Origin of the sequence: Sphingomonas psychrolutea (genome assembly GCF_014636175.1) — a bacterium.
Lineage (GTDB): Bacteria > Pseudomonadota > Alphaproteobacteria > Sphingomonadales > Sphingomonadaceae > Sphingomonas > Sphingomonas psychrolutea.
The window spans coordinates 67,071-91,515 of sequence record NZ_BMDW01000014.1 but is presented as its reverse complement, the minus strand read 5'-3'; the positions used below and the strand labels follow the sequence as shown (position 1 = coordinate 91,515).

The window sequence follows — 24,445 nt, the reverse complement described above, 5'->3', positions numbered from 1 at the left end:
GTCAGCCGGTCGAATTGTCGGCGGGCGGTGGTGCCTGCCCGCCTTGGCTGGGCTGACCCGAGCGGCGGATGCGCAGCGTCGACCCGCTTGCCCCAACGCTCCAACCACGCGCTTCGAGCGCGCTGCGCAGCACCGTCGGATCGCCATCGAACGCAACGCGCAGCACCGACACACCCCCGATCGCGAGGCTGGTCGTCACCGCCGAGCGGACTCCGGGCACCACTTTCAACGCGTTTTCGGTGGAAGTGACCGAGGATGCAGTCGGCGTATCGACTTGCACCGTGATAACCGAGCCGGTCCCGCCGGGGGGTGTTGCGCCGTCGATCCCGAGATCGACCGGGACCACACCGGTCGGGGTGTCGGTCGGTGTCGGGGTGGCAACCGGCGCGACGAAGGTGAGGCTCGGATCGCCCGCCAGCATGCCCGCGCGCAACGCCGCCTGATAGCTGTCATCGATTCGCTTGACCCCGGCATCGAGCAGCACCGCGAGCGCGTCGCCGCGATCAACGCGGAGCGAGAATTGCGTCAGCAGCCGGTTGTCGGGTCCATGCCGTGCCTCGAACTGGCCAATGATCGGTCCGCCGGGCCATTCGCGGCGCAGCGTGACCTTCGGCACCAGAATGTCGTTGGCGCCATATTGATCGAGCACGACTCGCCACCAGCCACGCCCGGGCCGTGCGGTCTGGCCCAGATTGAGCAACATCCCGTCCGCACCGGTGCCGCTCGGGCGGACATAGTCGATCGCGCTGTTGCCGGTGCGATAGCGCGTCCAGGCCTCAACCCACGCGGTCTTGCGTTCGAATCCCGTCGCGGTGCCGCCACCGACTTCGATTGGGATCGTCAGCATCGGCGCGGAGCGCGTCGCGCCGACCGGCACACCGAGGATCGCGCCCGCCTTGGCGCGACTGAAAAAGATGCCGAGCCGGGCGATATAGCGATTTGGGCCGATCTGTTCATTCTCGACCACGATTCCCGAGACCACGCCGTCGAGCGCGCCGTCGGACAGCGTCGCTCCGGTGACGCCGAGTCGTTGCGCAAGCAATTGCCAGCCCTTGCGCTGCGCGATTCGCCATCCGGCAAAGCGCGCGGCATCGGCCGACTTGCCGGTCACATCAACATCGACTCCGCCGACCTCGAAGCTTCCCGAACTATCCGCTGCGGCAAGCCCCTGATCGGGATCGTCGACTTGGGCGATCACCAGCCCACCCGTCGCGGCAAGCGCGAGCGCAGCGGCGAATTCGAAGACACGAGAATAGCGGCGGATTGGCATGGCGGCGCCCTTTTGGCGAAGGAGGCGTGGAAATCCAAGCAGGATATGGCTACGCGACGATGATGAGCGATACGAAACCCGGCAATGAGCCGTACACTTACGCCCAGGCGGGCGTCTCAATAGCAGCGGGCAATGCGCTGGTGCGCGCGATCGGGCCGCTCGCAAAGTCGACGCGGCGCTCGGGTGCGGACGCCGAACTCGGCGGCTTTGGCGGGTTTTTCGACTTAAAGGCGGCGGGCTTTGTCGATCCGTTGCTGGTCGCCGCCAATGACGGGGTCGGCACCAAGCTGAAGCTTGCGATCGAGCATAACCGGCATGACGGAGTCGGGATCGACCTGGTCGCGATGTGCGCCAACGATCTGATCGTGCAGGGCGCTGAGCCACTCTTCTTTCTCGATTATTACGCGACCGCGAAGATCGATCCGGCGGTGGCCGAGCGCGTGATCGCCTCGATCGCCGAGGGCTGCCGTCAGGCCGGCTGCGCACTCATCGGGGGCGAGACGGCGGAGATGCCGGGGATGTATGCGGCGGACGATTACGATCTGGCGGGCTTTTGCGTCGGCGCGGTCGAGCGCGACCGGGTGCTGACCGGGCGCGATATCGCGGCGGGGGATGTCATTCTCGGGCTGGCATCGTCGGGGGTGCATTCGAACGGTTTTTCGCTGGTGCGACGCTTAGCGGCGGACAAGGGGTGGAAGCTCGATCGTCCGGCGCTGTTCGATGCCGACGTGCTGCTGATCGACGCGCTGATGGCGCCGACGCGGATCTATGTGAAGGCGTTGCTATCGGTGCTGGCGGATGGCGCGATCAAGGGGCTGGCGCATATTACCGGGGGCGGGTTGCTGGAAAACATCCCGCGCGTCCTGCCCGAGGGGTGCCACGCGCACATCGATGCCGATGTGTGGCCGCAGCCGCGTCTGATGGCGTTCCTGCAAGCGCAGGGCAATATCGAGCCCGAGGAGATGGCGCGGACCTTCAATTGCGGGATCGGGATGGTTGCGGTGGTTACGGCCGACCGGGTCGAGGCGGTGACCGCTGCGCTGGAGGCCGCGGGCGAGACGGTGTTCGCGATTGGAAAGATCGACGCGGGGGAGCGCGGGTGTACCGTTTCCGGGTCCGACGAGATTTGGGGCGGGCGCGGTGCCTGGTCGGCGACGCATGTTCATGGATAGGTTTCCCGCTGGCCGCTTCCCCGGCAAAGGCCGGGGCCCAGTCGCGCGCGTTGCCCTGGCTGGTGCTGCGATCGATCACAAAGACCTGCGCAACTGGGCCCCGGCCTTCGCCGGGGAAGGTGTTAGGTGACGTCCCCTCTAAAAAAGGTCGGCATCCTGATTTCCGGCCGCGGCTCTAACATGATGGCGCTGGTCGAACGGGCCAGCGGCTACGAGATCGCCCTCGTCGCCTCGGACAAACCCGAAGCCGCCGGGATCGGCTGGGCACGCGAGCATGGCATCGCGACCTTCGTTCAATCGCCAAAGGGAATGCTAAAGGGCGATTATGAAGCTGCGATCGACCGCGCGCTCCGCGATGCCGGCGTCCAAATCATCGCGCTCGCTGGTTACATGCGGCTGCTGTCAGACGATTTCGTCGCGCGTTGGCGCGGCAAGATCATCAACATCCACCCCTCGCTCCTGCCGAAATACAAAGGCCTCGACACCCACGCCCGCGCGATCGACGCCGGTGACGCGGTCGCGGGTTGCTCAGTCCATGTCGTGACCGAGGAACTGGATGGCGGCGAAGTGCTGGGGCAAGCAGAGGTGCCGATCCTCCCCGGCGACACGCCCGATACGCTCGCGGCGCGAGTGCTGGAGGCGGAGCATCGCCTTTATCCCCGCGTTCTGGCAGAGTTTTGCGCGCGATGAGTCCCGATCCGGAAATCGTCCTCGCCAAGGTCCGTGCGCTGGCGCTGGCGCTTCCGGAGACGGCCGAGCGCCTGTCGCACGGCTCGCCGGGATTCTTCATCAGCGGAACGACAAAGGGGGGCAAGTTCTTCGCCTATTTCTGGCACAACCATCACGGCGACGGCGAGACGATCGTGATCGTCAAGACGACAGGCCGCGACGAGCAAGCGCTGCTGATCGAACTGGACCCGGACTGTTACTACAGCCCGCCTTATATGGGGCCGTCGGGCTGGGTCGCGATGCGGCTCGACCGGGACGATGTCGATTGGGACCGCGTCGGCGACCGGATCGCGATCAGTTGGGAACTGGTCGCGCCGCGGCGCCTTTTGGAGGCTGGTGGACGATGAGCGACGAACCGATCGTACCAACCGAACCTGCGCCGGAACCGGCACCCGCGCCCGACCCCGCGTTGCAAGTTGCCGCCACCGAGGCGGTCGCCAAGGCCGAGGCCGCCGCAACGCGCCGCCGCTGGATCAACCTCGGCGAATTCATTGCGGTCGCGGGGCTGATCATCGCCTTGCTCGGCCTCTATCTCAATTGGAGCGACCGCCGCGAGGAAACGGCGGATAAGCAGATTGCCTCGGCCAAGGCCGAGCGCGAAAGCGCACGCTTCGATGTGCGTGCCGTGGCGACGGCAAACGGCGCCGCTTTGATGCTCCAGCATGACGAGCGCCACGCGATCCGCGATGCGACAGTGACCTTCCCGACTGAACTCGGCATCGGCAGCAAGGACACGGTCGCGGACAGTATCGACCGTGGCTGGTTCGACCACGCCTTGCTCAAAGCGACCGATCGGCGCAGCGGGCGTCTGCCCGTGCTGATCGTGTTGAGCTATTGGGATGGGGACACGCCGCGCACCACGCGGGGGATTTACGATATCGGGTGGAAGACCGAAGGCGGGTTTCCGCTCGGGCGGACGCTGAAGCTCGAAAGCTTACGGCTGCACGAACTGGGCGGCGATCAGAAGCGGCTCGACGCGGTCTGGGCGGCGGAGCGGCCGAAAGGTTAGACGCCGCGCGCGTAAACCAAATCGTCGTGCACCACGCTGCCGACCTTGAATTGTCGCGTGCCGATCACGGTGAATCCTTGGCGTTCGTAAAAGCGCTGCGCGCGGTGGTTTTCACCCCAGACGCCCAGCACGACACGATCTTTGCCCAGTCGCGCGGCATCGGACAGCGCCTGCGCCATCAGCGCCGGGCCTGCGCCAGTCCCGTGCAACCGACCCATCGTGTAGATGCGGCGAAGCTCGATATCACCCTCGCGGGGTTCGATCGGCAGATCGACCGACGTCAGAACGGTGTAGCCCAGTGGCGCATAGCCGGGCACCGCTTCGGCGAGCGTCACCGCGCTCTGCGGATCGCTCGCCCATGCCGCGAATTTCTCGCGCGTGTTGTTGGCAAGGCAATGCGCCACCATGTCGGCGCCGTCGAGCGACCCGGCATAGGTTTCCAGAAAGCTGGCGGACGCGACCAGCGCGAGGGCATCGGCATCCGCCGCCCCCGCGCTGCGCAGCCGCCAGACCGGATCAGCCAACGATTTCTTCAGGCTTGAAGAAATAGGCGATTTCGATCGCGGCATTCTCGTCGCTGTCCGAACCGTGGACGGTGTTCGCCTCGATCGATTCGGCGAGTTCCTTGCGGATCGTGCCGGGCTCGGCATTGGCCGGGTTGGTTGCGCCCATGATGTCGCGGTTACGCTGCATCGCGTTGTCGCCTTCGAGAACTTGCACGATGACCGGGCCCGAAATCATAAATTCGACCAGCTCGCCGAAGAACGGGCGCTCACGGTGGACAGCATAAAAGCCCTCGGCCTGATCGCGCGTCATGTGGATGCGCTTCGAGGCGACGACGCGCAGGCCGGCTTCCTCGAGCATCTTGGTGACGGCGCCCGTCAGGTTGCGACGCGTGGCGTCGGGCTTGATGATCGAAAACGTACGGTTCGCGGCCATGACCGTGAAGCTCCTGTAATGTGAAACGGATGTCGGAAGTTGCGGCTCCCTAGTCGGCGCGTCGCGCCGATGCAACCCTCAGGCTGCTTGTTCCCAGCGGCCGGCATCGTTCTGCTTCCAATAGCGACGTTCGATTCCGTCGCGTTCCGCTAAGGATTTCCATGCGATGCGGGCCTCGGCGATGCGGTCGGCATCGAAGAAGTGGAAGGCGCGCTCGAAGGTGAGCGCTTCGTCGCGCCACACCCCATCGGCGAGCGCGATGTTGCGCGCAGCGTTGGCCGGGGCAGGGTCGGCGGCAATCAGGATCGGTTGGGCCTGGTCCCCTTCCCCGCCGGCAAGGGCGTGGGCCAGGAAGCTTTCCGGGGTGTAAGTCCAGAGCAAGCGGTCGATCGCGACGCGCTGTTCTTCGCCATTGGTGACGACGAGCAACCGACCGCCGCCCTCCACAACGCGTTCGGCGATGCGGGTGAGGACGCGGTCGAGTGGTTGCTGGGTCAGGTGATAGAAATCGACTTGCACCGCGCGACATCCCCTCCCCTAGCCCCTCCCGCAAGCGGGAGGGGAATTTCGCTTAGCCTTCGAAATTGTCCGAGACGAACCGGTCGAGCAGCCGCACGCCGAACCCGGTGGCGCCCTTGTCGAAGGTGGCGCCGGGCTTGTCGGCCCAGACCATGCCGGCAATATCGAGATGCGCCCATTTCACGCCGGTATCGACGAAGCGCTGGATGAATTGCGCCGCGGTGATCGATCCGCCGCCGCGCGGACCGACATTCTTCATGTCGGCGATCGGGCTGTCGATCAGCTTGTTGTACGCATCGCTGAGCGGGAAGCGCCACAGATGGTCGCCCGACGCCTTGCCCGCTGCGAGCAGTTGATCGGCCAACGTATCGTCATTGGCGAAGCAACCGGCATGTTCGTTGCCGAGGCTGATGATGATCGCGCCGGTGAGCGTGGCGAGGTCGACGATCGTCTTGGGCCGATGCGTCCGCTGGACCCAAGTAATCGCATCGCACAGCACAAGCCGACCCTCGGCATCGGTATTGAGGATTTCGATCGTCTGCCCCGACATCGAGGTGAGGATGTCGCCGGGGCGGATCGCATCGCCATCAGGCATGTTTTCGACCAGGCCGCACACGCCGATGACGTTGGCCTTGGCCTTGCGCAGTGCCAGCGCCTTCATCGCACCGACCACGGCACCCGCACCGCCCATGTCCCACTTCATGTCTTCCATGCCGGGGCCAGGCTTCAGCGAAATGCCGCCGGTATCGAAGGTGACGCCCTTGCCGACCAAGGCCAGGTCGGGATCGCCCGCCCCTGCTCCGCTCCACTTCAGCGCGAGCAAGCGTGCGTCCTTGGCAGACCCTTGCGATACGCCGAGCAACGCGCCCATGCCGAGTTCGCGCATTTCCGCTTCACCGAGCACAGTGACTTCGAGCCCGAGTCCCGCGACTTCGGCCAGCACCTTGGCGACGAAGGTTTCGGGGTAGATCACATTTGGCGGTTCGGCCACCAGGGTCCGGGTAAGCTCAAGCCCTTCGGTCAGGGCCTTTTGCGTGCTCCAGGCAGCAGCGGTGCCGTCGGGCGTTGCGTGCAGCACAACCGACGTAAGCGTCGGCTTGGCCTTTTCCGACATTTTGGTGCGGTAAATGTCATGCCGCCAGCCGCGTTGCGCAGCCGCAGCGGCAAACCGTGCAGCGGCCTTTGGCGTCGCCGCAGCATTCGCAAAATCGACGCTGACGCTTTCGACGCCGGAGGTCAGCAGCCGCGCGGTCAGCGCCCCGCCGGCGCGCTCGAAATCGCCCTCGCCGCCGGCTCCGGTGCCGAGCAACAGGACCCGACGGACGCCTGCCGGGTCGGCCACGAACGTCTCGACCACGGCTGCCGTCTCGCCTTCGAACCGGCTGGCGCGCGCCGCCGCCTTTACCAGATCGAGCGCGGCGGCATCGATCAGACCGGTCGCAAGCCGCGCCAGGCCGTCCTTTTCGACGAGAAAGGCGATGGCTGCGCTCGGCGCGGGCGCACCGCTGGAAAGATCGATCTGCATGGGGAAGCCTCGGTTGCGACAAAATAGGGATGAGTCGCGGCTATGTAGGACGCCCGGGCCGTGCTGGCAAAGGACGCCGCGTGCAAAGCACGGCGACACGCATTTTGGTGCAGCACGATTGCAGCATCCGGGCAGCGATGCGATAGGGCAGGACAGATCAGCGGCATCGGGCGAGTGTTCCGGGCCTTTTTGCGCCAGGGTATTGTTCCGACGTGATGCGTGCTTTCCTCCTTGCCACGGCCGTATCGCCGCTCGTGCTGATCGCCACTCAGGCATCGGCGCAGGATCTGCAGACGCGCACCACGCCGCCTCCTCCCCCGTCGGCAACGCCGAGCGCGGGCGGCGATCAAGTGCAATTCACCGCCAGTGCGCTGCAATATGACCAGAATGACGACGTCGTGACCGCGACGGGCGACGTCCGCATGTATCGCAGCGGGGATCGGTTGCGCGCCGACAAGGTCATTTGGAACCGCAAGACCGGCAAGGTGGTCGCAACCGGCAATATCGCGGTGGTCAATCCCGGCGGCGACACCGCCTATGGCGATTCGATCGAGCTGAGCGACGCTCTGAAGGACGGGGTCGTCGACAATATGCTGCTCGTGCTCGAGCGCGGCGGCCGGCTTGCGGCGCGCAAGGGCACGCGGTCGCTCGACGAGACGGTGGTGCTGGACGACGCGGCCTATACCCCGTGCGCGGTGACTGGATCGGACGGATGCCCGAAGGAGCCGTCGTGGAAAATCACCGCCGTGCGCGTGGTCTATCGCCCCGAGCGCGGACGGATTTATTATAAGGGCGCGCGGATCAATCTGTTCGGGCTGCCAACGTTGCCGTTGCCGGCTTTGTCGAACCCGATCGGCGGCGATAACAATAACGGCTTACTCAGCCCGGATTTCAAATACGGTCGCGTCAACGGCTTCGAATTCGCGCAGCCCTATCATTTTGCGCTCGCGCCCAATCGCGGGCTGACGATTACGCCGCGCATTTACAGCGCGGTGCTGCCGATGCTGCAGGCCGAATATAGCGCGCTCAACACGCTCGGCTCGTACAAGATTGCGGGTTACGCGACCGCGAGCCCGCGCAGCGTCGATCTGCTGACGCCGACGCCGCCCGGCACGCCCAATTACTTTCGCGGCTATCTCGACGGCGTCGGGCGTTTTCAGCTGAGCCCGAACTGGAGCGCTACCGCCTCGGTGCGGCTGGTGACCGACCGCACGTTCCTGCGGCGTTACGACATTTCGACTGATGATCGCTTGCGTACCACCGCCAGCGTCGAGCGAATCGATCGTGACAGCTATTTCGCAATCACCGGCTGGTATGTGCAGACGCTGCGGGTCGGCGACCGCCAGGGGCTGCAGCCGATCGCGTTGCCCGAGATCGATTTTCGCAAGCGCGTGAAAGAGGGTTTGCTCGGCGGGACGTTCGAGTTTCAGGCCAACAGCCTCGCCATTTCGCGTCCGGCCGGACAAGATACACAACGCGCTTTTGCCAGCGCGAAGTGGGATTTGCGCAAGCTGACCCCATGGGGGCAGGAAGTGACCTTCACCGCCTTTGCCCGCGGCGACGTGTACAACACCAACGATACGCTGGCGACGACGGTGGCGAGCTATCGCGGCAATGAAGGGATCAGCGCGCGCGCAATCGGCGCCGTCGCAATCGACGTGAAATGGCCGCTGATCGGATCGTTCCTCGGCGGCACGCAGCGGCTGACCCCGCGATTCCAGATCGTCGCGGCGCCGCAGACGACCAACCTTGCCGTCCCGAATGAGGATGCGCGCGCGGTCGATCTCGAGGATTCGAACCTGTTCTCGCTCAACCGCTTCCCCGGCTATGACCGGTTCGAGGATTCAACGCGGTTTACCTATGGACTTGACTGGTCGGTCGATGTGCCGGGGTTCGCCTTCACCACCAATGTCGGCCAAAGCTACCGCCTGAACACGCGCGCGACCTTGTTTCCCGACGGAACCGGCCTGTCGCGCCGGATGTCCGACATCGTTGGGCGAACCGAGCTGCGCTATCACGATTTCGTGTCGGTGGTGCACCGCTACCGGCTCGACAAGGACACCCTGGTCCTGCGCCGTAACGAGCTGGATGCGACGATCGGATCGCGCAGCAGCTATGTTCTGATTGGCTATCTGCGGCTCAACCGCAAGATCGACCCGACGCTGGAGGATTTGCAGGACCGCGAAGAGGTCCGGCTCGGCGCGCGCGTGCAATTTGCGAAATTCTGGTCGCTGTTCGGATCGACCGTGATCGATCTGACCGACCGCCGCGAAGACCCGCTGATGCTGGCCGACGGCTTCGATCCCGTGCGCCACCGGCTCGGGGTGCAATATGAGGACGATTGCCTCCGCCTTGGGCTGACGTGGAAGCGCGATTATCAGGACACCGGTGACGCGCGCAGCGGCAACAGCTTCCTGTTGACACTGGCGTTCAAAAATCTTGGCCGCTAAGCACTGGTTCAGGCAGCGGGCTGCATTCGACCCGGGCCGGTCGAAGTGCAGGCCGCGCGGGATGGGATTTTGACTACGTGAAGACTGACTTTGCAAAGACGGCTCGTATCGGCCGCACCCTGGGGCTGAGCGTGGCGATGGCCGCGCTCGTTTCGCTGACCGGCGCATCGCTTGCGCAGACCGTGCCAGATGATGCGATGCCCAAGAGCAATCTCAACATCCCGGAAAATCTTCAGGTGTTCGGAAAGGTCGATCCTAACATTCGCAAGCCAACCGCGCTGGTCAATGGCGCGGTGATCACCGGCACCGATGTCGACCAGCGCGTCGCGCTGCTGGTGGCCGCGCGCGACTTGAAGCTCAATCCGGCGGAAATGGCGCAATATAAATTGCTCATTACACGCCAGCTGATCGACGAAACGCTGCAAATTCAGCAGGCCAAGACCGCCGAGGTCAAGATCGCCCCCGACGAAATCACCAAGACCTATGATTCGATCGTAGCCCGCAATTTCGGCAAAACCCCGACCGACATGCGCGTATATTTACGCTCGATCGGCTCGTCGGAGCGCTCGCTGAAGCGGCAGATCGAGGCTGAGCTTTCGTGGAACAAATATCTGCGGCGCAAGGTCGACGTGAATGTCGGCGACGAAGAAGTAAAGGCGATCATCAAGAAGCTGACCGAAGCTCAGGGCACCACCGAATATCACGTCCGTGAAATCTATCTGAAGGCCGATGCCGACCGCGCGCAGGAAGTCTTCAACCAAGCCAAGCAAATGATGACGTCGATCCAAAAGCGCGAAAAAGGCGACGACTCGTTCGGTTATTATGCGCGTGGCTTTTCCAATGCGACGACCGCTGCGACCGAGGGCGATCTCGACTGGTTGAGCGAGACCCAATTGTCGCAATTGCCACCGGCGCTGGTCGAAGCAATCAAGTCGATGACCCCCGAACATCTCGCCGGCCCGATCGAAGTGCCGGGCGGGTTTTCGATCATCTACCTCGTCGAAACCCGCAAGGTTGGCGTGGCCGATCCGCTCGACGCGACGTTGACGCTGAAGCAAGTCAGCGTGCGCTTCCCCGAGGGCATCTCGCAAACGCAGGCCGACGTGCGCGTCACCGAATTCGCCAAAGCAACGCAAGCGATTCGCGGCTGCGGTGAAGTGGCGAAGGTTGCCGCGACGCTGGGCGCGGAAGTCGTCGATAACGCCTCGGTGCAGGTCAAGGCGCTGCCCGGCGCGCTGCGCGACATCATGCTGAAACTGCAGGTCGGTGAGGCCAGCCCGCCGTTCGGATCGGTCAAGGACGGGATTCGCACGCTGGTCTTGTGCGGTCGCGACGAGGCACGCGGTGGCAATGTGCCCGGCATGGAGCAAATGCGCGGCCAGATGGAAAATCAGCGCACCAATTTGCGCGCAAACCAATTGCTGCGCGATTTGCGGCGCGACGCGATCGTCGAATATCGCTGATCCCCGGATGCTCGCCCCGCTTGCCATATCGATGGGAGACCCGGCGGGGATCGGCCCGGAGATCATTGCCAAGGCGTGGGCGCTGAGGGTCGAGGCAGGCTTGCCGCCCTTCTTCGCCACGGGGGATGCGCGCGCGATCGCCGCGGTATGGAATGGGCCGATCTGCGCGATCAACCATCCCGATGCCGCCAATGGCGTGTTCGAGACGGCGCTGCCTGTTCTGACCGTCGAGGATGGCGGCGAGATCGTGCCAGGGGTACCCGATGTCGAGGGCGCGCGCTGCGCGCTGCGCGCTCTGGAACTCGCAGCCGGGCTGGCCCGGTCGGGCGCGGCGCGGGCACTGGTGACTGGCCCGGTTTCTAAGGCACAGCTCTACCAGATCGGTTTCACCTATCCCGGACAGACTGAATTCGTTGCAGAGCGCTGCGGCATTGCCGGGGAAAATGCGGTGATGATGCTGGCCGGGCCGGATTTGCGCGTGGTGCCAATGACGACTCACGTGCCGCTTTCCGCGGTGAGCGGCTTGCTGTCGATCGACTTGCTCGTCGCCAAGGGCCGCGCCACCGCCCGCGGGCTGATGCGCAATTTCGGAATTCTCGCGCCGCGGATCGCCTTTGCCGGGTTCAACCCGCACGCGGGGGAAAGCGGCGCGATCGGGCGCGAGGAGATCGACGTGATCGCCCCCGCGATTGCGCAACTCCGCGCCGAGGGGATCGACGCGACCGGACCGTTCGCCGCCGACACGATGTTCCACCCGCGCGCGCGCGCGACCTATGACGCGGCGATGTGCTGTTATCACGATCAGGCTTTGGTGCCGCTAAAGACGCTGTATTTCGACGATGGCGTCAACATCACGCTCGGCCTGCCGATCGTACGGACCTCGCCCGATCATGGCACCGCGTTCAATATTGCGGGCAAGAACCTTGCCGAACCTGGCGCGATGATCGCGGCAATCCGCATGGCGGGCGAAGCGACCGAACGTCGCGCCGCTGCTGACGACGCGTGAGCGCACCCGCGACGGCGACACCGCCCGACCTGCCGCCCTTGCGCGAGGTGATCGCGCGCTACGGCCTGAATGCGAGCAAGGCCTTGGGGCAGAACTTTCTGCTCGATGCGCAATTGCTTGCGCGGATCGCACGGATCCCCGGTGATTTGCGCGATGCCGAAGTCCTCGAAATTGGGCCAGGTCCGGGCGGTCTCACGCGCGCGCTGCTTGCCGCTGGCGCGCGCGTCACGGCGATCGAGCGCGACCGGCGCTGTATTCCGGCGCTGGCAGAATTGGGCGAAGCCTTTCCGGGCAAGCTGCGCGTGATCGAGGGCGACGCGCTGGAGATCGATGCTGCGCCGCTGTTTGACGCGAAGCCGCACATCGCCTCCAATCTACCGTATAATATCGGCACCGCTTTGCTGGTTCGCTGGCTGTCGGCGGAATGGGCACCGTGGTGGGAAAGCCTGACCCTGATGTTCCAGCGCGAAGTGGCTGACCGGATCGTCGCGCCGACCGATGGCGAGGCTTACGGCCGGCTCGCGGTGCTCGCGCAGTGGCGCTCACGCGCGGTGCTGGCGATGCCGGTCCACCGCTCCGCTTTCACGCCACCGCCCAAGGTGATGTCGGCGGTCGTGCATATCGTGCCCTGCGAAGCGCCCGAGGACGTCCGCTTCGCAACGCTCGAACGGCTGACCGCAGCCGCCTTTGGGCAGCGGCGCAAGATGTTGCGGCAAAGCCTGAAAAGCGTGAACGGTGCGTTGGCCGCATTGGAGCAAGTCGGGATCGACCCGACCCGGCGCGCCGAGACCGTCAGCGTCGCCGAGTTCGTCGCGCTCGCCCGTGCGCTTGGTTAGTCTTTCTTCGGCGCGGTAGCCGGGATTGTCGCGGAAGCGGTTACGACTGGCGGTCCCTTGGCAATCGACGCCGATAAAGCGGCAACCTCGGGGCACGCGCGCTTACCGCAAACGGTCCGGATCCGGGCGAGATTGTCCTTGGCGCGCGACACGGCGCCCTTGGCGACCAAGGCCTCGCCCTGACCGCGCAGCGCCACGAGGTCATTGGGATCGAGCGACAGCGCTTCACGATACAGCCGGATCGCCTTGCCCGGCAGGCCGCGACTTTGCGCGACCTGGGCGAGCACGACAAAAGCCTCACGGTTGCGCGGATCGACCGTTACCGCGGTTTCGAGCGTATCGGTCGCCGCTTCGAAATTGCCCGCCGCCTGCAGCGCGCGTCCCTTGGCGAGCAGCGCGAGCGAGCGCGCATCGACTGCCGGATCGCCGCGTTGGCCCTGCACCGCTGTGCCAATGGTCAGCAGCGTCAGCGCAGCAGCGACGGCGACAGACGTATAGCGCATGAGATACTCCAGTTTCGACACAGGTGAGACGCTATCACGCGTGATGCAAGCGCGCGACAAAAAAGCCGTCGGTCGCGTCGTGCGCCGGAGTGAGGCGCGTGCCGGGGCCGTGCCGACGTCCGGCGGGCAAATCGAGCGATTGCGCGCGCCAGCCGGGATTGGCGGCAAGGAACGTGGCGACCTGGCCCGCGCCCTCCTCGTCGAGCAGCGAGCAGACGATATAGACCAACGCCCCGCCCGGCTTGACCAGCGCGGCGCCGACCTCAAGCACCTTGCGCTGCGTCTCGACCAGCCGTTCGATCCGGTCGGGGGTGAGCCGCCAGCGCGCCTCGGGATTGCGCCGCCATGTGCCGGTGCCGGAGCATGGCGCGTCGATCAGCACGCAATCGGCGCTGCCGATCCAATCGTCGAGCATTTCGAGTTCGCGCCCCGGATTGATCAGGCGGCTCTCAATGATCCCGGCGCGCGCGCGTTCGGCACGCGGGGCAAGGCGCGACAGACGGTTGCGATCGGTATCGGTCGCCAGCACGACGCCCTCCCCGCGCATCACCGCCGCCAGCGCCAGCGTCTTGCCGCCGGCACCCGCGCACAGGTCGACGATCCGTTGACCCGGTTGCGCGCGCGCGGCGAGCGTGACGATCTGGCTGCCGGCATCCTGCACTTCGATCGCGCCGTGATTGTAGGCGGGGAGGTTTTCCACTTGTGTGCCCGATGGCAGCCGGAGCCCGTCGGCCAATCCGGCAATCGGTTCGGCCCCCTCGATCGCGATGACCTCGTCGATCGCGCGGTTGATCCGCACATCCAGCGGCGCGCGGTCGATCAAGGCGGCGCAGTCCGCCTCGTCGAGATCGGAGCCGTACAGCCGATCGATGATCCAGCGTGGCGCGATCCCGGTGGCGGCCGTGACTTCCTTCTTTCCGATCGGCGCGGGACCGTGGCCGACGCCGTCGAAAGTCGCGGCGACCTCAGCATCGCTTGCAGCCAAGGCTAGCATGGCGCTGCGTCCCGTCGGCGGGCGCTCCCCGACCGCACGGATCGCAGCATAGACGAGGTCGCGCACCGCACGCCGGTCTTTCGATCCGGCGTAGCGGCGGGTAGCGAAGTAGCGCGCGATCAGCGTATCGGCGGCGGCCCCCGAATCGCGTGCGGCGGCAATGATCTGATCGAGGAGCTCGATCGCGGCTTGGGTTCTGGCGGATGGGGTCATAGTCTTCTTTCCCCCTCTCCCCTTCAGGGGAGAGGGTCGGGGAGAGGGGCTGTACTGCATTACCGAGGGCGACGACTGCTGAAATGTCCCCCCTCTCCCTGGCCCTCTCCTCCAAAGGGGAGAGGGATAAGGGTTATCTTGTCGGGTAATTCGGTGCTTCGCGCGTGATGTCGACGTCGTGGACATGGCTTTCCTTGAGCCCCGCGCCGGTGATCTGCACGAACCGCGCGCGCGCTTGCAAATCCTCGATCGTCGCCGACCCGGTATAGCCCATCGCCGCCCGGATACCGCCGACGAGCTGGTGGATCACGTCGCGCGCCGGGCCCTTGAACGCGACCTGGCCCTCAATCCCCTCGGGCACCAGCTTCATCTGATCCTTGATGTCGCCCTGAAAATAGCGGTCGGCCGAACCGCGGCCCATCGCGCCGACCGAGCCCATGCCGCGATAGGATTTATACGCGCGGCCCTGGAACAGGAAAGTCTCACCCGGCGCTTCCTCGGTCCCGGCAAGCAACGAGCCGATCATACAAGCCGATGCGCCCGCCGCGAGCGCCTTGGCGAGATCGCCCGAGGTGCGTAAGCCCCCATCGGCGATCACCGGCACGCCGTGCTTCTGTCCGATCTCAGCACAGTCCATCACCGCGGTTAACTGCGGCACGCCGACACCGGCCACCACGCGCGTCGTGCAGATCGAGCCTGGCCCGATCCCGACCTTGATCCCGTCCGCGCCCGCGTCGATTAGCGCGCGCGTCGCCTCGGCGGTGGCGACGTTGCCGGCGATGACCTGCACCGAATTGCTCAGCTTCTTTACCCGCTCGACCGCGCGCGCGACGTCTTTGTTATGGCCATGCGCGGTATCGATCACGACGAGATCGAGCTCGGCATCGACCAGCGCCTCGGTCCGCGCAAAGCCCTTGTCGCCGACCGTGGTCGCCGCCGCCACGCGCAAGCGACCCGCTCCGTCCTTGGTGGCATTGGGGTAGGTAACGGCCTTTTCGATGTCCTTCACCGTGATCAGGCCAACGCAACGATACTGTTCGTCCACCACCAGCAGTTTTTCGATCCGGCGCTGATGCAGCAAGCGGCGCGCTTCCTCCTTGCCGACGCCGGCCGACACGGTCGCGAGATTCTCGTGTGTCATCAGCTCGGACACGGGCTGATGCGGGTTTTCGGCGAATCGCACGTCGCGATTGGTGAGGATGCCGACGAGCTTGCCATCGGCCTCGACCACCGGAATGCCGCTGATCCGGTGGCGCAGCATCAGCCCCTGCGCATCGGCCAGCGTGGCCGACGGCGCGATCGTGATCGGATTGACGACCATGCCGCTTTCGAACCGCTTGACCGCGCGCACCGCGGCGACCTGTTCGTCGATTTCGAGATTGCGATGCAGCACGCCGATGCCGCCCAATTGCGCCATGACGATCGCCATATCGGCCTCGGTCACCGTATCCATCGCCGAGGACAGCACCGGAATATCGAGCGCAATCCCGCGCGTGACGCGCGTCGCGGTGTTGGTCTGGCTCGGCACGATGTCGGACTCTGCGGGCACGAGCAGAACATCGTCGAAAGTGAGGCCGAGGCGAATGTCCATGGGTGCCGTCTTTCGCGGGTGAGGGGCGAGTCGTGGCGGTCCATGTAAACAACCGGGCGGTTTGGCGCTAGGGGTGTGGGGGGGTGTTGTGCAGTGCGGAAGGTTAGGGGAAAGTTAGGGGTAAAAGCGGTTGCATCGCGGCCCGGTGTCGGGGTGGTTGCGGTCTTAAAGTCACACAGAGTCGCATCATCGCGGGGTGTTCGGGGGCTTTCCTCAGCCTCCAGCATCGGATTTGCGGAGAGCCCCCATCCCCTCCCACAGAGGGAAGGGGCAAGAAGGTTGTCGGCAGCAGAAGCCAGCAGGTTCAAAGAGCGAGCGCGAGGATACCATGGGCGCGGTGTGTAGGACATATCCGGCATCAGACACAGTTCGCCCCCTACCCCACCGCCCCCAATCTGCTAAACCCCTCCCATCGCGCCCGCCCCCGCGGGCGCCGGGAGTTTCCCATGGCCTTCCTTCTCGCCGGTCTGCTCGTCTTCCTCGTGCTGCTGTATCTCGCGCTTGGCATGAAGGTCGTCCGCCAAGGGTATCAATATACGATCGAACGCTTCGGCAAATTCACGGCGGTGGCACAGCCCGGCCTGACCTTCATCATCCCGATCTTCGACCAGATCGGGCGCAAGGTGAACATGATGGAGCAAGTGCTCGACATTCCGGGGCAGGAGATCATCACCAAGGACAATGCGATGGTCGCAGTCGACGGTGTCGTGTTCTTCCAGGTGCTCGATGCGGCCAAGGCGGCGTATGAGGTGAGCGACCTGTACCTCGCGATCATGCAGCTCACCACGACCAATTTGCGCACCGTGATGGGGTCGATGGACCTCGACGAATTGCTGTCGAAGCGCGACGAGATTAACGGGCGGCTGCTCGCGGTGATCGACCATGCGACCGAGGCGTGGGGCGTCAAGGTGACGCGGGTCGAGCTGAAGGACATTCGCCCGCCCGCCGACATCGTCAACGCGATGACGCGGCAAATGAAGGCCGAACGCGAGAAGCGCGCGACGATCCTCGAATCCGAGGCGGCGCGGCAGAATGAGATCAATCGCGCCGAGGGCCTGAAGCAAGCGCAGATCCTCGAGGCCGAGGGCCGCCGCGAAGCCGCGTTCCGTGACGCCGAGGCGCGCGAGCGCTCGGCCGAAGCCGAGGCGACTGCGACCAAGGTTGTGTCGGACGCGATCGCCGGCGGCAGCGTTCAGGCGATCAACTATTTCATCGCGCAGAAATATGTCGAGGCGATCGGGCTGTTCGCGACATCGCCCAACGCCAAGACAATTCTGTTCCCGGTCGAGGCGACGCAGTTGATGGGGACGCTCGGCGGGATCGGTGAGCTGGCCAAGGATGCGTTCCGCGACGGCCTCGCGCCGCCCGCCCCCCCGCCGGTGCGTCCGCGTGGGCCATTCGAGGGGGGTGGCGCGCAATGAGCGCGTTCGGGATCGACTGGAGCATCGGCGCTCTGTGGCTCGCTACGGCGCTCGTGCTGCTCATGGCCGAGATGGTGTTGCCGGGGTTCTTCCTCATCTTCCTGGGCGTCGGGGCCGCCGCGACGGGCCTGATTGCGCTGCTCCTTCCCGGATTGCCCATCCTGCTACAGGCGGTGATCTTCGCCATATTGACCGGCGGCGCGGTTGCGCTGGGATGGCGCTGGTATCGCGGGAGCAAGCACGCCTCCGCCGACCCATTGCTCAATGATCGCGCCGCTCGGCTGATCGGCAAGCGCGTCGAAGTGTGCGACGCGATCATCGGTGGTGAAGGCCGCGTGACGGTCGGCGACGGCGCGTGGAGCGCGACCGGCCCCGATGCCGGGGTCGGCACGATCGTGCGGATTATCGGTGCGAACGGCAGCGTCCTGCGAGTCGAGCCCGCCTGACGCTCCCGCGCGGCGCGCTTACTTCTTCCCGAAAAAGCCCTCTGCCAAGCCGCCGAGCTGGCCGAGCACGCCGCCTTGTTGGCCGAGCAGCGACGCAAAACTGGCGAGCGCGCCTTCGCCGCCGATATGCGCGACGATCTGTTGCAGCGTTTCCGCCGACAGGCCGGTGCTCGCGGCGGCGGTTGCCACCGTGTCACCGGGCGCGGGGTGCGCCTGGGCGAGCGCCTGGACCGCCGATTCGATTTGTTCGGGGGTCAGGCCAACCTTGGCGGCAAGGTTCTTTACGTCGACATTTTCAGTGACTTGGGCGAGCAATCCGTCGAGCAATCCCATCTGCCATTCCTTTTCGGTTGGTCCCGGAGCCGAAACGTTAGCACGGCACCGGCAATGGCGCGAGATCGGGGGGTACGAAACCGCGCCGCGCCGGGACCGAAAAGAGCAAGGCGCGGCTGTAGCAGCGCAGCGGCCAATCGCGCGATCCGGCGGGCGACGCCAGCAGCGCGTTGACGCAATCGACCAGCGGTTCCGCCGCGTCGCGCATCGCAACGTGCGCGCGCACCCCGGCGAGATAGGCGCGCGTGATTGTGTCGTGATAGCCGCCGGCATCATCGTTCACACCGCCGACCGCCACATTATAAGAGGAGATGATCGCGGCGATATCGCGCTCGACGTCGATATCGCGCCGATCGCGCACCAGCCACGTCGTCGCGGCGAGGTGCGCCTCATGCGTCCAGTCGGCGCGCGGCAACGTCCGGGCGAGCAAGCCTTCCCCGATGCGCCGGATGGCAGCATCGTCGGGGAACAGGCGCGGTGCAGTCGGGAGTTCGGATTCGGACATCGAACGGGTTTCCTCGGGATCAGGTGAGGTTTTGCCCGATCCCGAAGGCGGTGGGATCAGGCCGGAGCGTGGACCTTTGGCGCGGATTGTCGCACGCCTTCATCGACATGGTCGGCAAATTGCGCGAAATTCTCGACGAACTGATCGACCAGCTTTGCCGCAGTCGCATCATACGCGTCCTTGTCGGCCCAGGTTTCGCGCGGATCGAGGATGCTGGTGTCGACACCCGGCACCGACACCGGCACCTTGAATCCGAAATTCGGGTCGGTGCGGAATTCGGCGGCCTTCAGGCTGCCGTCGAGCGCTGCGTTGAGCAAAGCGCGCGTCGCCTTGATCGGCATACGGCGGCCAACGCCGTATTTGCCGCCGGTCCAGCCGGTATTGACCAGCCAGCAATCGACCCCACCCTTGGCGATCCGTTCCTTGAGCAAATTGCCATAGACCGACGGATGCCGCGCCATGAATGGCGCGCCGAAGCAGGTCGAGAAGGTCGCGTCGGGTTCGGTCACGCCGATCTCGGTCCCGGCGACACGCGCGGTGTAGCCCGAGAGGAAATGGTACATCGCCTGATCGGGGGTAAGCTTCGAGATCGGCGGGAGGATGCCGTACGCATCCGCCGTCAGGAAGATCATGTTGCGCGGCACCGGCCCCATATTGTGCTCGGACGCATTGGGGATGAAGTCGATCGGGTACGCACCTCGGCTGTTCTCGGCCAGGCTCGCGTCGTCGAGATCGAGCACGCGCGTGACATGGTCCATCACGACATTTTCGAGGATCGTACCAAAGCGCTTGGTCGTGGCGAAGATTTCGGGTTCGGCATCGGCCGACAGCCGGATCATCTTGGCATAGCAGCCGCCTTCGAAATTGAAGACCGCCGTGTCGGACCAGCCATGCTCGTCATCGCCGATGAGCGTGCGGCTGGCATCGGCGGAGAGCGTCGTCTTGCCGGTGCCCGACAGGCCGAAAAAGACGGCGGTGTCGCCATCCGGCCCCATGTTCGCCGAGCAATGCATCGGCATCACGCCGGTCGGCGGCAGCAGATAGTTGAGCAGGCTGAACACCGACTTCTTCATCTCGCCGGCATATTTGGTGCCGCCGATCAGGATCAGCCGGTCAGTGAAATTGACCGCAATGATCGTTTCGCTGCGGCACCCGTGGCGCGCCGGATCGGCCCGGAAGCTCGGCAAATCGATGATCGTGTATTCGGGGACGAAGCTCCGCAATTGCGCTTCCTCGGGCCGGACCAGCATCGTGCGGATGAAGCTGTTATGCCAGGCGAGTTCATTGATGACACGCACGTTGACGCGGTGTTCGGGCTGCGACCCGCCGAACAGATCCTGCACGAACAGATCATCCTTGTCCTTCAGCGCGGACAGGAAATCGGCCTTGAGCACCGCAAAATGTTCCGGCGACATCGCCTTGTTGCTTTTGCCCCACCACACGGTGCTTTCGGTTTCGGCATCGCGAACGATGAACTTGTCCTGCGCCGAGCGCCCGGTATGCACGCCGGTTTCAACGACGAGTGGGCCGTCAGCCGATAATTTACCTTCGCCGCGTGAAATCGCTGACTGGATCAACCGCGCTGTAACGAGGTTCCAGTGCAGGTTGGCGCGGGTTTCGATGCCTTGTGCTTCAAGGCCGGCGGTGGGGATGCGGTCGCTCACGGAAGTGTCTCTCCTGGACTATCACGCGGGCCATTTCGCTCCGCATACGTATGCCGTGCGCATATCGAGGGCATAGGCTGCGGTCAAACAGCGTCCGTTCAGCTTGCATTGAGCGCGCCCGCGTAATGGATTAGGCGCTACGCTTGAACGATAAGGAATGTCCCGGCCGATGACGGCAACGATCGCTTTGGTCGACGACGACCGCAATATCCTCACCTCGGTGTCGATCGCGCTGCAAGCCGAGGGGTTCGTTACGCGGCTCTATTCGGATGGCGAGACAGCGCTCAAGGCGCTGATCGACAATCCCCCCGACATCGCGATCCTCGATATCAAGATGCCGCGGATGGACGGGCTCGAACTGCTGCGGCGGCTTCGTGAGAAGAGCATGGTGCCGGTGATCTTCCTCACCTCGAAGGATGACGAGCTCGACGAGGCGCTCGGCCTCGCGATGGGGGCGGACGATTATATCGCCAAACCCTTTTCGCAGCGGCTGCTGATCGCGCGAATTCGCGCGATCCTGCGGCGGACCGAAGTCGCGGCGGGCGGTGCGGGAGCTGACGAAGCGGCCGCCGACACCGCGCTCGTGCGCGGACGACTGGCGATGGATACCGCGCGGCACCGCGTCACATGGGGCGGCGCGACGGTGGTGCTGACCGTCACCGAATTCCTCATCCTCGAAACGCTGGCGCAGCGCCCCGGCATCGTGAAGACGCGCAACCAGTTGATGGATGCCGCCTATCACGACGACATCTATGTCGATGACCGCACGATCGACAGCCACATCAAACGCGTCCGCCGCAAGTTCCGGCAGATCGACCCGGCATTCGATGCCATAGAAACATTATATGGAGCCGGGTATCGATTCTCCGAGGAATGACGGCGGCGGTGCCGTGGGGGGCGACGGCGTGGAGCGCGGCGACGAGGATGCGCGCGCACTCTCGCTGCGCTGGTCGGCGCGTGTCTCGCTCACGCCGCGGATCTTGTTCGTCAACGTATTTGCGCTCGCGCTGCTGGCGGGCGGGTTTTTCTATCTCGATTCGTATCGTAGCCGGATCGTCGATGGACGCGTGGCGCAATCGATCCGCGAGGCGCGGCTGATCGCCGAGGCGCTGGTGTCGGTGCCGGAGGACCGGCGGGCCGACCTCGCGCTACGGCTGGCGCGCGACATGGGCGCGCGGGTGCGAGTCTTTGATGAAACGGGCAAGCCAGTGATCGACACGCGGCGGCTGGGCTTGCGCAATGTCGTCCTGCAGGATCCCGACAAGCAAGATTGGCGGCAAGCCGCGGCGCGCTTCCTCGATGCGGGGATCGACACCGTCGTCGGCACGCCGCGTGCGCCGCTCTATCGCGAGCATTATGAAGGGCGCGACTGGCCGGACATTCGCACCGCCCGCGATACGCCGACCGTGGCCGCGACGGTATGGCGCGCACCAGACCGCACGCCGATCATCACCGCGGCCTCTCCCCTTCCCATTAGGGGCCCCGGGGCTGGAGTCGTGATGACGACGATCAACGCGCGCGAAATAACGCAGACGGTGCGGCTCGAGCGTTACCGGCTCGGTGTTGTGCTGCTGGTTGTGTCGATCGCCTCAGTACTGTTGTCGCTGTTCCTTGCCCGCACGATCGTTCAGCCGCTGCGCAAGCTGGCGCGCGCCGCGGTGCGCGTGCGGGTCGGGCGGGCGCGCGAAGTCGTCGTGCCGCGCTTGCCCGAGCGTCGCGACGAAATCGGGATGCTGGCGCGCGCTTTGTCCGACATGAGCCTCGCTTTGCGCGCGCGGATCGATGCGATCGAGGCGTTCGCCGCCGATGTAACGCACGAAATGAAGAACCCGCTCGCCTCGTTGCGCTCGGCGGTCGAAGGGATGACGACGGTCAAGGACCCGACGTTGCAGGCGCGGTTGCTCGCCATTGTGCGGGACGATGTGCAGCGGCTCGACCGGTTGATCACCGACATTGCCGAGGCTTCACGGCTCGACGCGCAGCTCAGCCGGACCAAGTTCGAGCCGGTCGATCTGGGTGCGATGATCGCCGCGCTGATCGCCAGTCGCGAGGCGCGCGGGGTGGAGCGCGGCGTGCGGCTGCAGTTCGACCGCCGCACCGACCTGCCGCTGATCGTGCCGGGCGAAGGCGCGCGGTTGGAGCGGGTGCTCGAAAATTTGATCGAGAATGCGGTGTCCTTCTCCCCCGATGGCGGGCTGATCCTGCTGTCCGCGACGTGCGACCATGACGTCGTCGTCGTGGCGATCGAGGATCAGGGGCCAGGCGTGCCCGAGGCCGCGCGCGAACAAGTGTTCCGGCGCTTCCAATCGCTGCGCCCGGCGGGAGAGGCCTTCGGCAAGCATTCGGGGCTCGGCCTCGCGATCGCGCGCACGATCGTTGAGGCGCATCAGGGGAGTATCGTGGCGACCGCGCGAGCGGATGGCGCAGCGGGCGCGCGCTTCGTGATCCGCATGCCGATGGAAAACGCACGGTGACCCCGCTGCGACTGCACGCGACCTCGGTGGCGATCGGGGCACACGGCGTGTTGCTGACCGGGCCTTCGGGCGCGGGGAAGTCCGATCTCGCGCTGCAGCTGATCGATCGTGGTGCGCGGTTGATCAGCGACGATCAGACCGAACTCACGGTGATCGACGGTCGCCTGCTGGCGGCGGCGCCGGCGATGATCGCGGGTAAGATCGAAGTGCGCGGTGTCGGCATCGTCGAGGTGGTGCAGGTGACCGATATACCCGTCGCGTTGGTGGTTAGACTCGGCGGGGCCGTCGAGCGGATGCCGCCGGGCTCCGCCACTCACGTCATCGCCGGCCTTCCCGTGCCGATGGTGGCGCTCGATGCCTTTGAAGGATCGGCGGCAATCAAGGTGGAATTGGCGCTGCGCCGCGCTACAATGCAACCATGAAGCGCGACCCCAAGGACATCTTGCTCGTCACAGGCATGTCGGGCGCTGGAAAATCGACCGTGTTGCGCACGCTTGAGGATCTCGGCTGGGAAGTCGTCGATAATTTGCCGCTTTTGCTGCTCGACCGGCTGTTGAGCGCGCCCTTGCCGGAGGGCGCCGAGCGTTCGCGCCAACCGCTCGCGCTGGGCATCGGCGCGCGCACCCGCGACTTCGATCCCGAGCGAATCGTCCAGCGGATCAAGCAACTCCGCGAGCAGCACGGTCATGATGTCGGCACTTTGTTCCTCGATTGCGCCGGCGGCGAACTCGAGCGGCGCTACTCCGAGACGCGGCGGCGGCATCCGCTGGCGCTTGACCGACCGGCGGCGGACGGCATCGCGCGCGAACGCGAATTGCTCGCGCCGATCCGGCGTTGGGCGAACCGGCTGATCGACACGACCGATTTGACCGCAAACGCGCTCGCCCAGCAAATTCGCGCGACGTTTTCGGGCGAGGGTCTGGGCAAGCCCACGCTTTCGGTCACCTCGTTTGGTTTTTCGCGCGGGCTTCCGCGCAATGCCGATTTGGTGTTCGACATGCGCTTCCTGCGCAATCCGCATTGGGTGCCCGAACTGCGGCCCGGCACGGGGCTGGACGCGGATGTCTCGGCCTATATCGCAGAGGACCAGGCGTATGAAGCGGCGGTCGGGCAGATCGAGTCGCTGCTGTTACTGTTGCTCCCGCGCTACAGGGCCGAGGGGAAATCCTATGTGACCGTCGCGTTTGGCTGTACCGGAGGGAGACACCGTTCGGTCCATGTCACAGAGCGCGTCGCAGCCCGGTTGCGCGACGCGGGATTTTCGCCCACGGTCTCGCACCGCGATCTCGCCGCCGCACCTCAGGACTCATTGGAGGGGGTGCAGGACGAGATAACCGACAAGACAGATGACGATGGGGCGCAAGCTACATGATGTGGGCGGAA

Annotated in this window: 25 protein-coding genes; 14 read left to right on the top strand and 11 right to left on the bottom strand. The window is 65.2% G+C overall.

Going from position 1 to position 24,445, the window contains the following annotated elements; translation table 11 throughout:
• Position 1 precedes the first annotated feature (1 nt).
• Positions 2–1,270: a heavy-metal-associated domain-containing protein gene (locus IEV62_RS12220; protein WP_188447844.1), complete on the bottom strand. Its 1,269-nt coding sequence runs from the start codon at positions 1,268–1,270 to the stop codon at positions 2–4.
• 62 nt (positions 1,271–1,332) lie between these two features.
• Here IEV62_RS12220 and purM point away from each other — a divergent pair, with 62 nt between their 5' ends.
• The 4 genes from purM (at position 1,333) to IEV62_RS12200 (ending at position 4,180) form a co-directional block, all read left to right on the top strand.
• Positions 1,333–2,442: a phosphoribosylformylglycinamidine cyclo-ligase gene (gene purM, locus IEV62_RS12215; protein ID WP_188447874.1), complete on the top strand. Its 1,110-nt coding sequence runs from the start codon at positions 1,333–1,335 to the stop codon at positions 2,440–2,442.
• A 180-nt stretch (positions 2,443–2,622) separates the two neighbouring features.
• Positions 2,623–3,132, top strand: coding sequence for a phosphoribosylglycinamide formyltransferase (purN, locus tag IEV62_RS12210; protein ID WP_188447871.1), 510 nt, complete (start codon positions 2,623–2,625; stop codon positions 3,130–3,132).
• The gene (locus tag IEV62_RS12205) at positions 3,129–3,518 is read left to right on the top strand and encodes an MmcQ/YjbR family DNA-binding protein (protein WP_188447843.1); all 390 of its coding nucleotides are present in this window, start codon (positions 3,129–3,131) and stop codon (positions 3,516–3,518) included. The genes purN and IEV62_RS12205 overlap by 4 nt, the downstream gene beginning before the upstream one ends.
• A complete protein-coding gene (locus IEV62_RS12200) occupies positions 3,515–4,180 on the top strand; it encodes a phage holin family protein (RefSeq protein WP_188447841.1) in 666 nt (221 codons plus the stop codon). Before IEV62_RS12205 ends, IEV62_RS12200 begins: the two co-directional genes overlap by 4 nt.
• On the opposite strand, the gene IEV62_RS12195 is transcribed toward IEV62_RS12200, so the two are convergent.
• The 4 genes from IEV62_RS12195 to IEV62_RS12180 form a co-directional block, all read right to left on the bottom strand.
• Positions 4,177–4,704, bottom strand: a complete 528-nt coding sequence (locus tag IEV62_RS12195) for a GNAT family N-acetyltransferase (protein ID WP_188447839.1) — start codon at positions 4,702–4,704, stop codon at positions 4,177–4,179. The genes IEV62_RS12200 and IEV62_RS12195 overlap by 4 nt on opposite strands.
• The gene (ndk, locus tag IEV62_RS12190; RefSeq protein ID WP_188447837.1) at positions 4,697–5,119 is read right to left on the bottom strand and encodes a nucleoside-diphosphate kinase; all 423 of its coding nucleotides are present in this window, start codon (positions 5,117–5,119) and stop codon (positions 4,697–4,699) included. The genes IEV62_RS12195 and ndk overlap by 8 nt, the downstream gene beginning before the upstream one ends.
• Positions 5,120–5,197: 78 nt before the next feature.
• Positions 5,198–5,638, bottom strand: a complete 441-nt coding sequence (locus tag IEV62_RS12185; protein ID WP_188447835.1) for a DNA polymerase III subunit chi — start codon at positions 5,636–5,638, stop codon at positions 5,198–5,200.
• A gap of 52 nt (positions 5,639–5,690) precedes the next feature.
• Positions 5,691–7,163 carry a leucyl aminopeptidase gene (locus IEV62_RS12180; RefSeq protein ID WP_188447833.1) on the bottom strand — a complete coding sequence of 491 codons (1,473 nt, stop codon included), beginning with the start codon at positions 7,161–7,163 and terminating at the stop codon, positions 5,691–5,693.
• Positions 7,164–7,378: 215 nt separating this feature from the next.
• Between IEV62_RS12180 and IEV62_RS12175 the strand changes: the two genes are divergently transcribed.
• The 4 genes from IEV62_RS12175 (at position 7,379) to rsmA (ending at position 12,918) form a co-directional block, all read left to right on the top strand.
• Positions 7,379–9,613, top strand: coding sequence for an LPS-assembly protein LptD (locus IEV62_RS12175; protein ID WP_373868592.1), 2,235 nt, complete (start codon positions 7,379–7,381; stop codon positions 9,611–9,613).
• Positions 9,614–9,750: 137 nt separating this feature from the next.
• On the top strand, positions 9,751–11,076 hold the full coding sequence (locus tag IEV62_RS12170; protein ID WP_188447869.1) for a peptidylprolyl isomerase: 1,326 nt from the start codon (positions 9,751–9,753) through the stop codon (positions 11,074–11,076).
• Positions 11,077–11,083: 7 nt separating this feature from the next.
• Entirely contained in the window at positions 11,084–12,082 is a 999-nt protein-coding gene (gene pdxA, locus IEV62_RS12165) for a 4-hydroxythreonine-4-phosphate dehydrogenase PdxA (RefSeq protein WP_188447829.1), read from the top strand.
• Entirely contained in the window at positions 12,079–12,918 is an 840-nt protein-coding gene (rsmA, locus tag IEV62_RS12160) for a 16S rRNA (adenine(1518)-N(6)/adenine(1519)-N(6))-dimethyltransferase RsmA (RefSeq protein WP_188447827.1), read from the top strand. Before pdxA ends, rsmA begins: the two co-directional genes overlap by 4 nt.
• Here rsmA and IEV62_RS12155 read toward each other — a convergent pair.
• The 3 genes from IEV62_RS12155 to guaB form a co-directional block, all read right to left on the bottom strand.
• Positions 12,915–13,421 carry a tetratricopeptide repeat protein gene (locus tag IEV62_RS12155; protein WP_188447825.1) on the bottom strand — a complete coding sequence of 169 codons (507 nt, stop codon included), beginning with the start codon at positions 13,419–13,421 and terminating at the stop codon, positions 12,915–12,917. The two genes, rsmA and IEV62_RS12155, sit on opposite strands and share 4 nt — an antisense overlap.
• Positions 13,422–13,455: 34 nt before the next feature.
• Entirely contained in the window at positions 13,456–14,628 is a 1,173-nt protein-coding gene (locus IEV62_RS12150; RefSeq protein WP_188447823.1) for an RsmB/NOP family class I SAM-dependent RNA methyltransferase, read from the bottom strand.
• 133 nt (positions 14,629–14,761) lie between these two features.
• Positions 14,762–16,219, bottom strand: coding sequence for an IMP dehydrogenase (gene guaB / locus IEV62_RS12145; protein WP_188447821.1), 1,458 nt, complete (start codon positions 16,217–16,219; stop codon positions 14,762–14,764).
• 446 nt (positions 16,220–16,665) lie between these two features.
• On the opposite strand from guaB, the gene IEV62_RS12140 reads away from it, so the two are divergent.
• Together IEV62_RS12140 and IEV62_RS12135 are read left to right on the top strand one after the other, a co-directional pair.
• Entirely contained in the window at positions 16,666–17,640 is a 975-nt protein-coding gene (locus tag IEV62_RS12140; protein WP_188447819.1) for an SPFH domain-containing protein, read from the top strand.
• Positions 17,637–18,086, top strand: a complete 450-nt coding sequence (locus tag IEV62_RS12135; protein WP_188447818.1) for an NfeD family protein — start codon at positions 17,637–17,639, stop codon at positions 18,084–18,086. The genes IEV62_RS12140 and IEV62_RS12135 overlap by 4 nt, the downstream gene beginning before the upstream one ends.
• An 18-nt stretch (positions 18,087–18,104) precedes the next feature.
• On the opposite strand, the gene IEV62_RS12130 is transcribed toward IEV62_RS12135, so the two are convergent.
• From IEV62_RS12130 to IEV62_RS12120, 3 genes are read right to left on the bottom strand one after another with little or no spacing between them, the layout of a single operon-like run.
• Entirely contained in the window at positions 18,105–18,419 is a 315-nt protein-coding gene (locus IEV62_RS12130) for a hypothetical protein (RefSeq protein ID WP_188447816.1), read from the bottom strand.
• Between the two features lie 37 nt (positions 18,420–18,456).
• Entirely contained in the window at positions 18,457–18,924 is a 468-nt protein-coding gene (locus tag IEV62_RS12125) for a hypothetical protein (protein ID WP_188447814.1), read from the bottom strand.
• Between the two features lie 56 nt (positions 18,925–18,980).
• Positions 18,981–20,588: a phosphoenolpyruvate carboxykinase gene (locus IEV62_RS12120; RefSeq protein ID WP_188447812.1), complete on the bottom strand. Its 1,608-nt coding sequence runs from the start codon at positions 20,586–20,588 to the stop codon at positions 18,981–18,983.
• A 169-nt stretch (positions 20,589–20,757) separates the two neighbouring features.
• Between IEV62_RS12120 and IEV62_RS12115 the strand changes: the two genes are divergently transcribed.
• From IEV62_RS12115 to rapZ, 4 genes are read left to right on the top strand one after another with little or no spacing between them, the layout of a single operon-like run.
• Positions 20,758–21,465 carry a response regulator transcription factor gene (locus IEV62_RS12115; RefSeq protein WP_188447810.1) on the top strand — a complete coding sequence of 236 codons (708 nt, stop codon included), beginning with the start codon at positions 20,758–20,760 and terminating at the stop codon, positions 21,463–21,465.
• Positions 21,434–23,062, top strand: a complete 1,629-nt coding sequence (locus tag IEV62_RS12110; RefSeq protein WP_188447808.1) for a sensor histidine kinase — start codon at positions 21,434–21,436, stop codon at positions 23,060–23,062. Before IEV62_RS12115 ends, IEV62_RS12110 begins: the two co-directional genes overlap by 32 nt.
• Complete coding sequence (locus IEV62_RS12105; RefSeq protein WP_188447806.1) at positions 23,059–23,484, top strand: HPr kinase/phosphorylase; 426 nt, start codon at positions 23,059–23,061, stop codon at positions 23,482–23,484. The genes IEV62_RS12110 and IEV62_RS12105 overlap by 4 nt, the downstream gene beginning before the upstream one ends.
• Entirely contained in the window at positions 23,481–24,434 is a 954-nt protein-coding gene (gene rapZ, locus IEV62_RS12100; RefSeq protein WP_188447803.1) for an RNase adapter RapZ, read from the top strand. The genes IEV62_RS12105 and rapZ overlap by 4 nt, the downstream gene beginning before the upstream one ends.
• Positions 24,435–24,445: the final 11 nt, after the last annotated feature.

Excerpts from the sequence above, each read along its gene's own strand:
- IEV62_RS12220 (WP_188447844.1), bottom strand. The coding sequence starts at position 1,270 with ATGCCAATCCGCCGCTATTCTCGTGTCTTCGAATTCGCCGCTGCGCTC.
- purM (WP_188447874.1), top strand. The coding sequence starts at position 1,333 with ATGAGCGATACGAAACCCGGCAATGAGCCGTACACTTACGCCCAGGCG.
- purN (WP_188447871.1), top strand. The coding sequence starts at position 2,623 with ATGATGGCGCTGGTCGAACGGGCCAGCGGCTACGAGATCGCCCTCGTC.
- IEV62_RS12205 (WP_188447843.1), top strand. The coding sequence starts at position 3,129 with ATGAGTCCCGATCCGGAAATCGTCCTCGCCAAGGTCCGTGCGCTGGCG.
- IEV62_RS12200 (WP_188447841.1), top strand. The coding sequence starts at position 3,515 with ATGAGCGACGAACCGATCGTACCAACCGAACCTGCGCCGGAACCGGCA.
- ndk (WP_188447837.1), bottom strand. The coding sequence starts at position 5,119 with ATGGCCGCGAACCGTACGTTTTCGATCATCAAGCCCGACGCCACGCGT.
- IEV62_RS12180 (WP_188447833.1), bottom strand. The coding sequence starts at position 7,163 with ATGCAGATCGATCTTTCCAGCGGTGCGCCCGCGCCGAGCGCAGCCATC.
- IEV62_RS12175 (WP_373868592.1), top strand. The coding sequence starts at position 7,379 with ATGCGTGCTTTCCTCCTTGCCACGGCCGTATCGCCGCTCGTGCTGATC.
- IEV62_RS12170 (WP_188447869.1), top strand. The coding sequence starts at position 9,751 with ATGGCCGCGCTCGTTTCGCTGACCGGCGCATCGCTTGCGCAGACCGTG.
- pdxA (WP_188447829.1), top strand. The coding sequence starts at position 11,084 with ATGCTCGCCCCGCTTGCCATATCGATGGGAGACCCGGCGGGGATCGGC.
- IEV62_RS12155 (WP_188447825.1), bottom strand. The coding sequence starts at position 13,421 with ATGCGCTATACGTCTGTCGCCGTCGCTGCTGCGCTGACGCTGCTGACC.
- IEV62_RS12150 (WP_188447823.1), bottom strand. The coding sequence starts at position 14,628 with ATGACCCCATCCGCCAGAACCCAAGCCGCGATCGAGCTCCTCGATCAG.
- guaB (WP_188447821.1), bottom strand. The coding sequence starts at position 16,219 with ATGGACATTCGCCTCGGCCTCACTTTCGACGATGTTCTGCTCGTGCCC.
- IEV62_RS12140 (WP_188447819.1), top strand. The coding sequence starts at position 16,666 with ATGGCCTTCCTTCTCGCCGGTCTGCTCGTCTTCCTCGTGCTGCTGTAT.
- IEV62_RS12135 (WP_188447818.1), top strand. The coding sequence starts at position 17,637 with ATGAGCGCGTTCGGGATCGACTGGAGCATCGGCGCTCTGTGGCTCGCT.
- IEV62_RS12130 (WP_188447816.1), bottom strand. The coding sequence starts at position 18,419 with ATGGGATTGCTCGACGGATTGCTCGCCCAAGTCACTGAAAATGTCGAC.
- IEV62_RS12125 (WP_188447814.1), bottom strand. The coding sequence starts at position 18,924 with ATGTCCGAATCCGAACTCCCGACTGCACCGCGCCTGTTCCCCGACGAT.
- IEV62_RS12115 (WP_188447810.1), top strand. The coding sequence starts at position 20,758 with ATGACGGCAACGATCGCTTTGGTCGACGACGACCGCAATATCCTCACC.
- IEV62_RS12110 (WP_188447808.1), top strand. The coding sequence starts at position 21,434 with ATGGAGCCGGGTATCGATTCTCCGAGGAATGACGGCGGCGGTGCCGTG.
- rapZ (WP_188447803.1), top strand. The coding sequence starts at position 23,481 with ATGAAGCGCGACCCCAAGGACATCTTGCTCGTCACAGGCATGTCGGGC.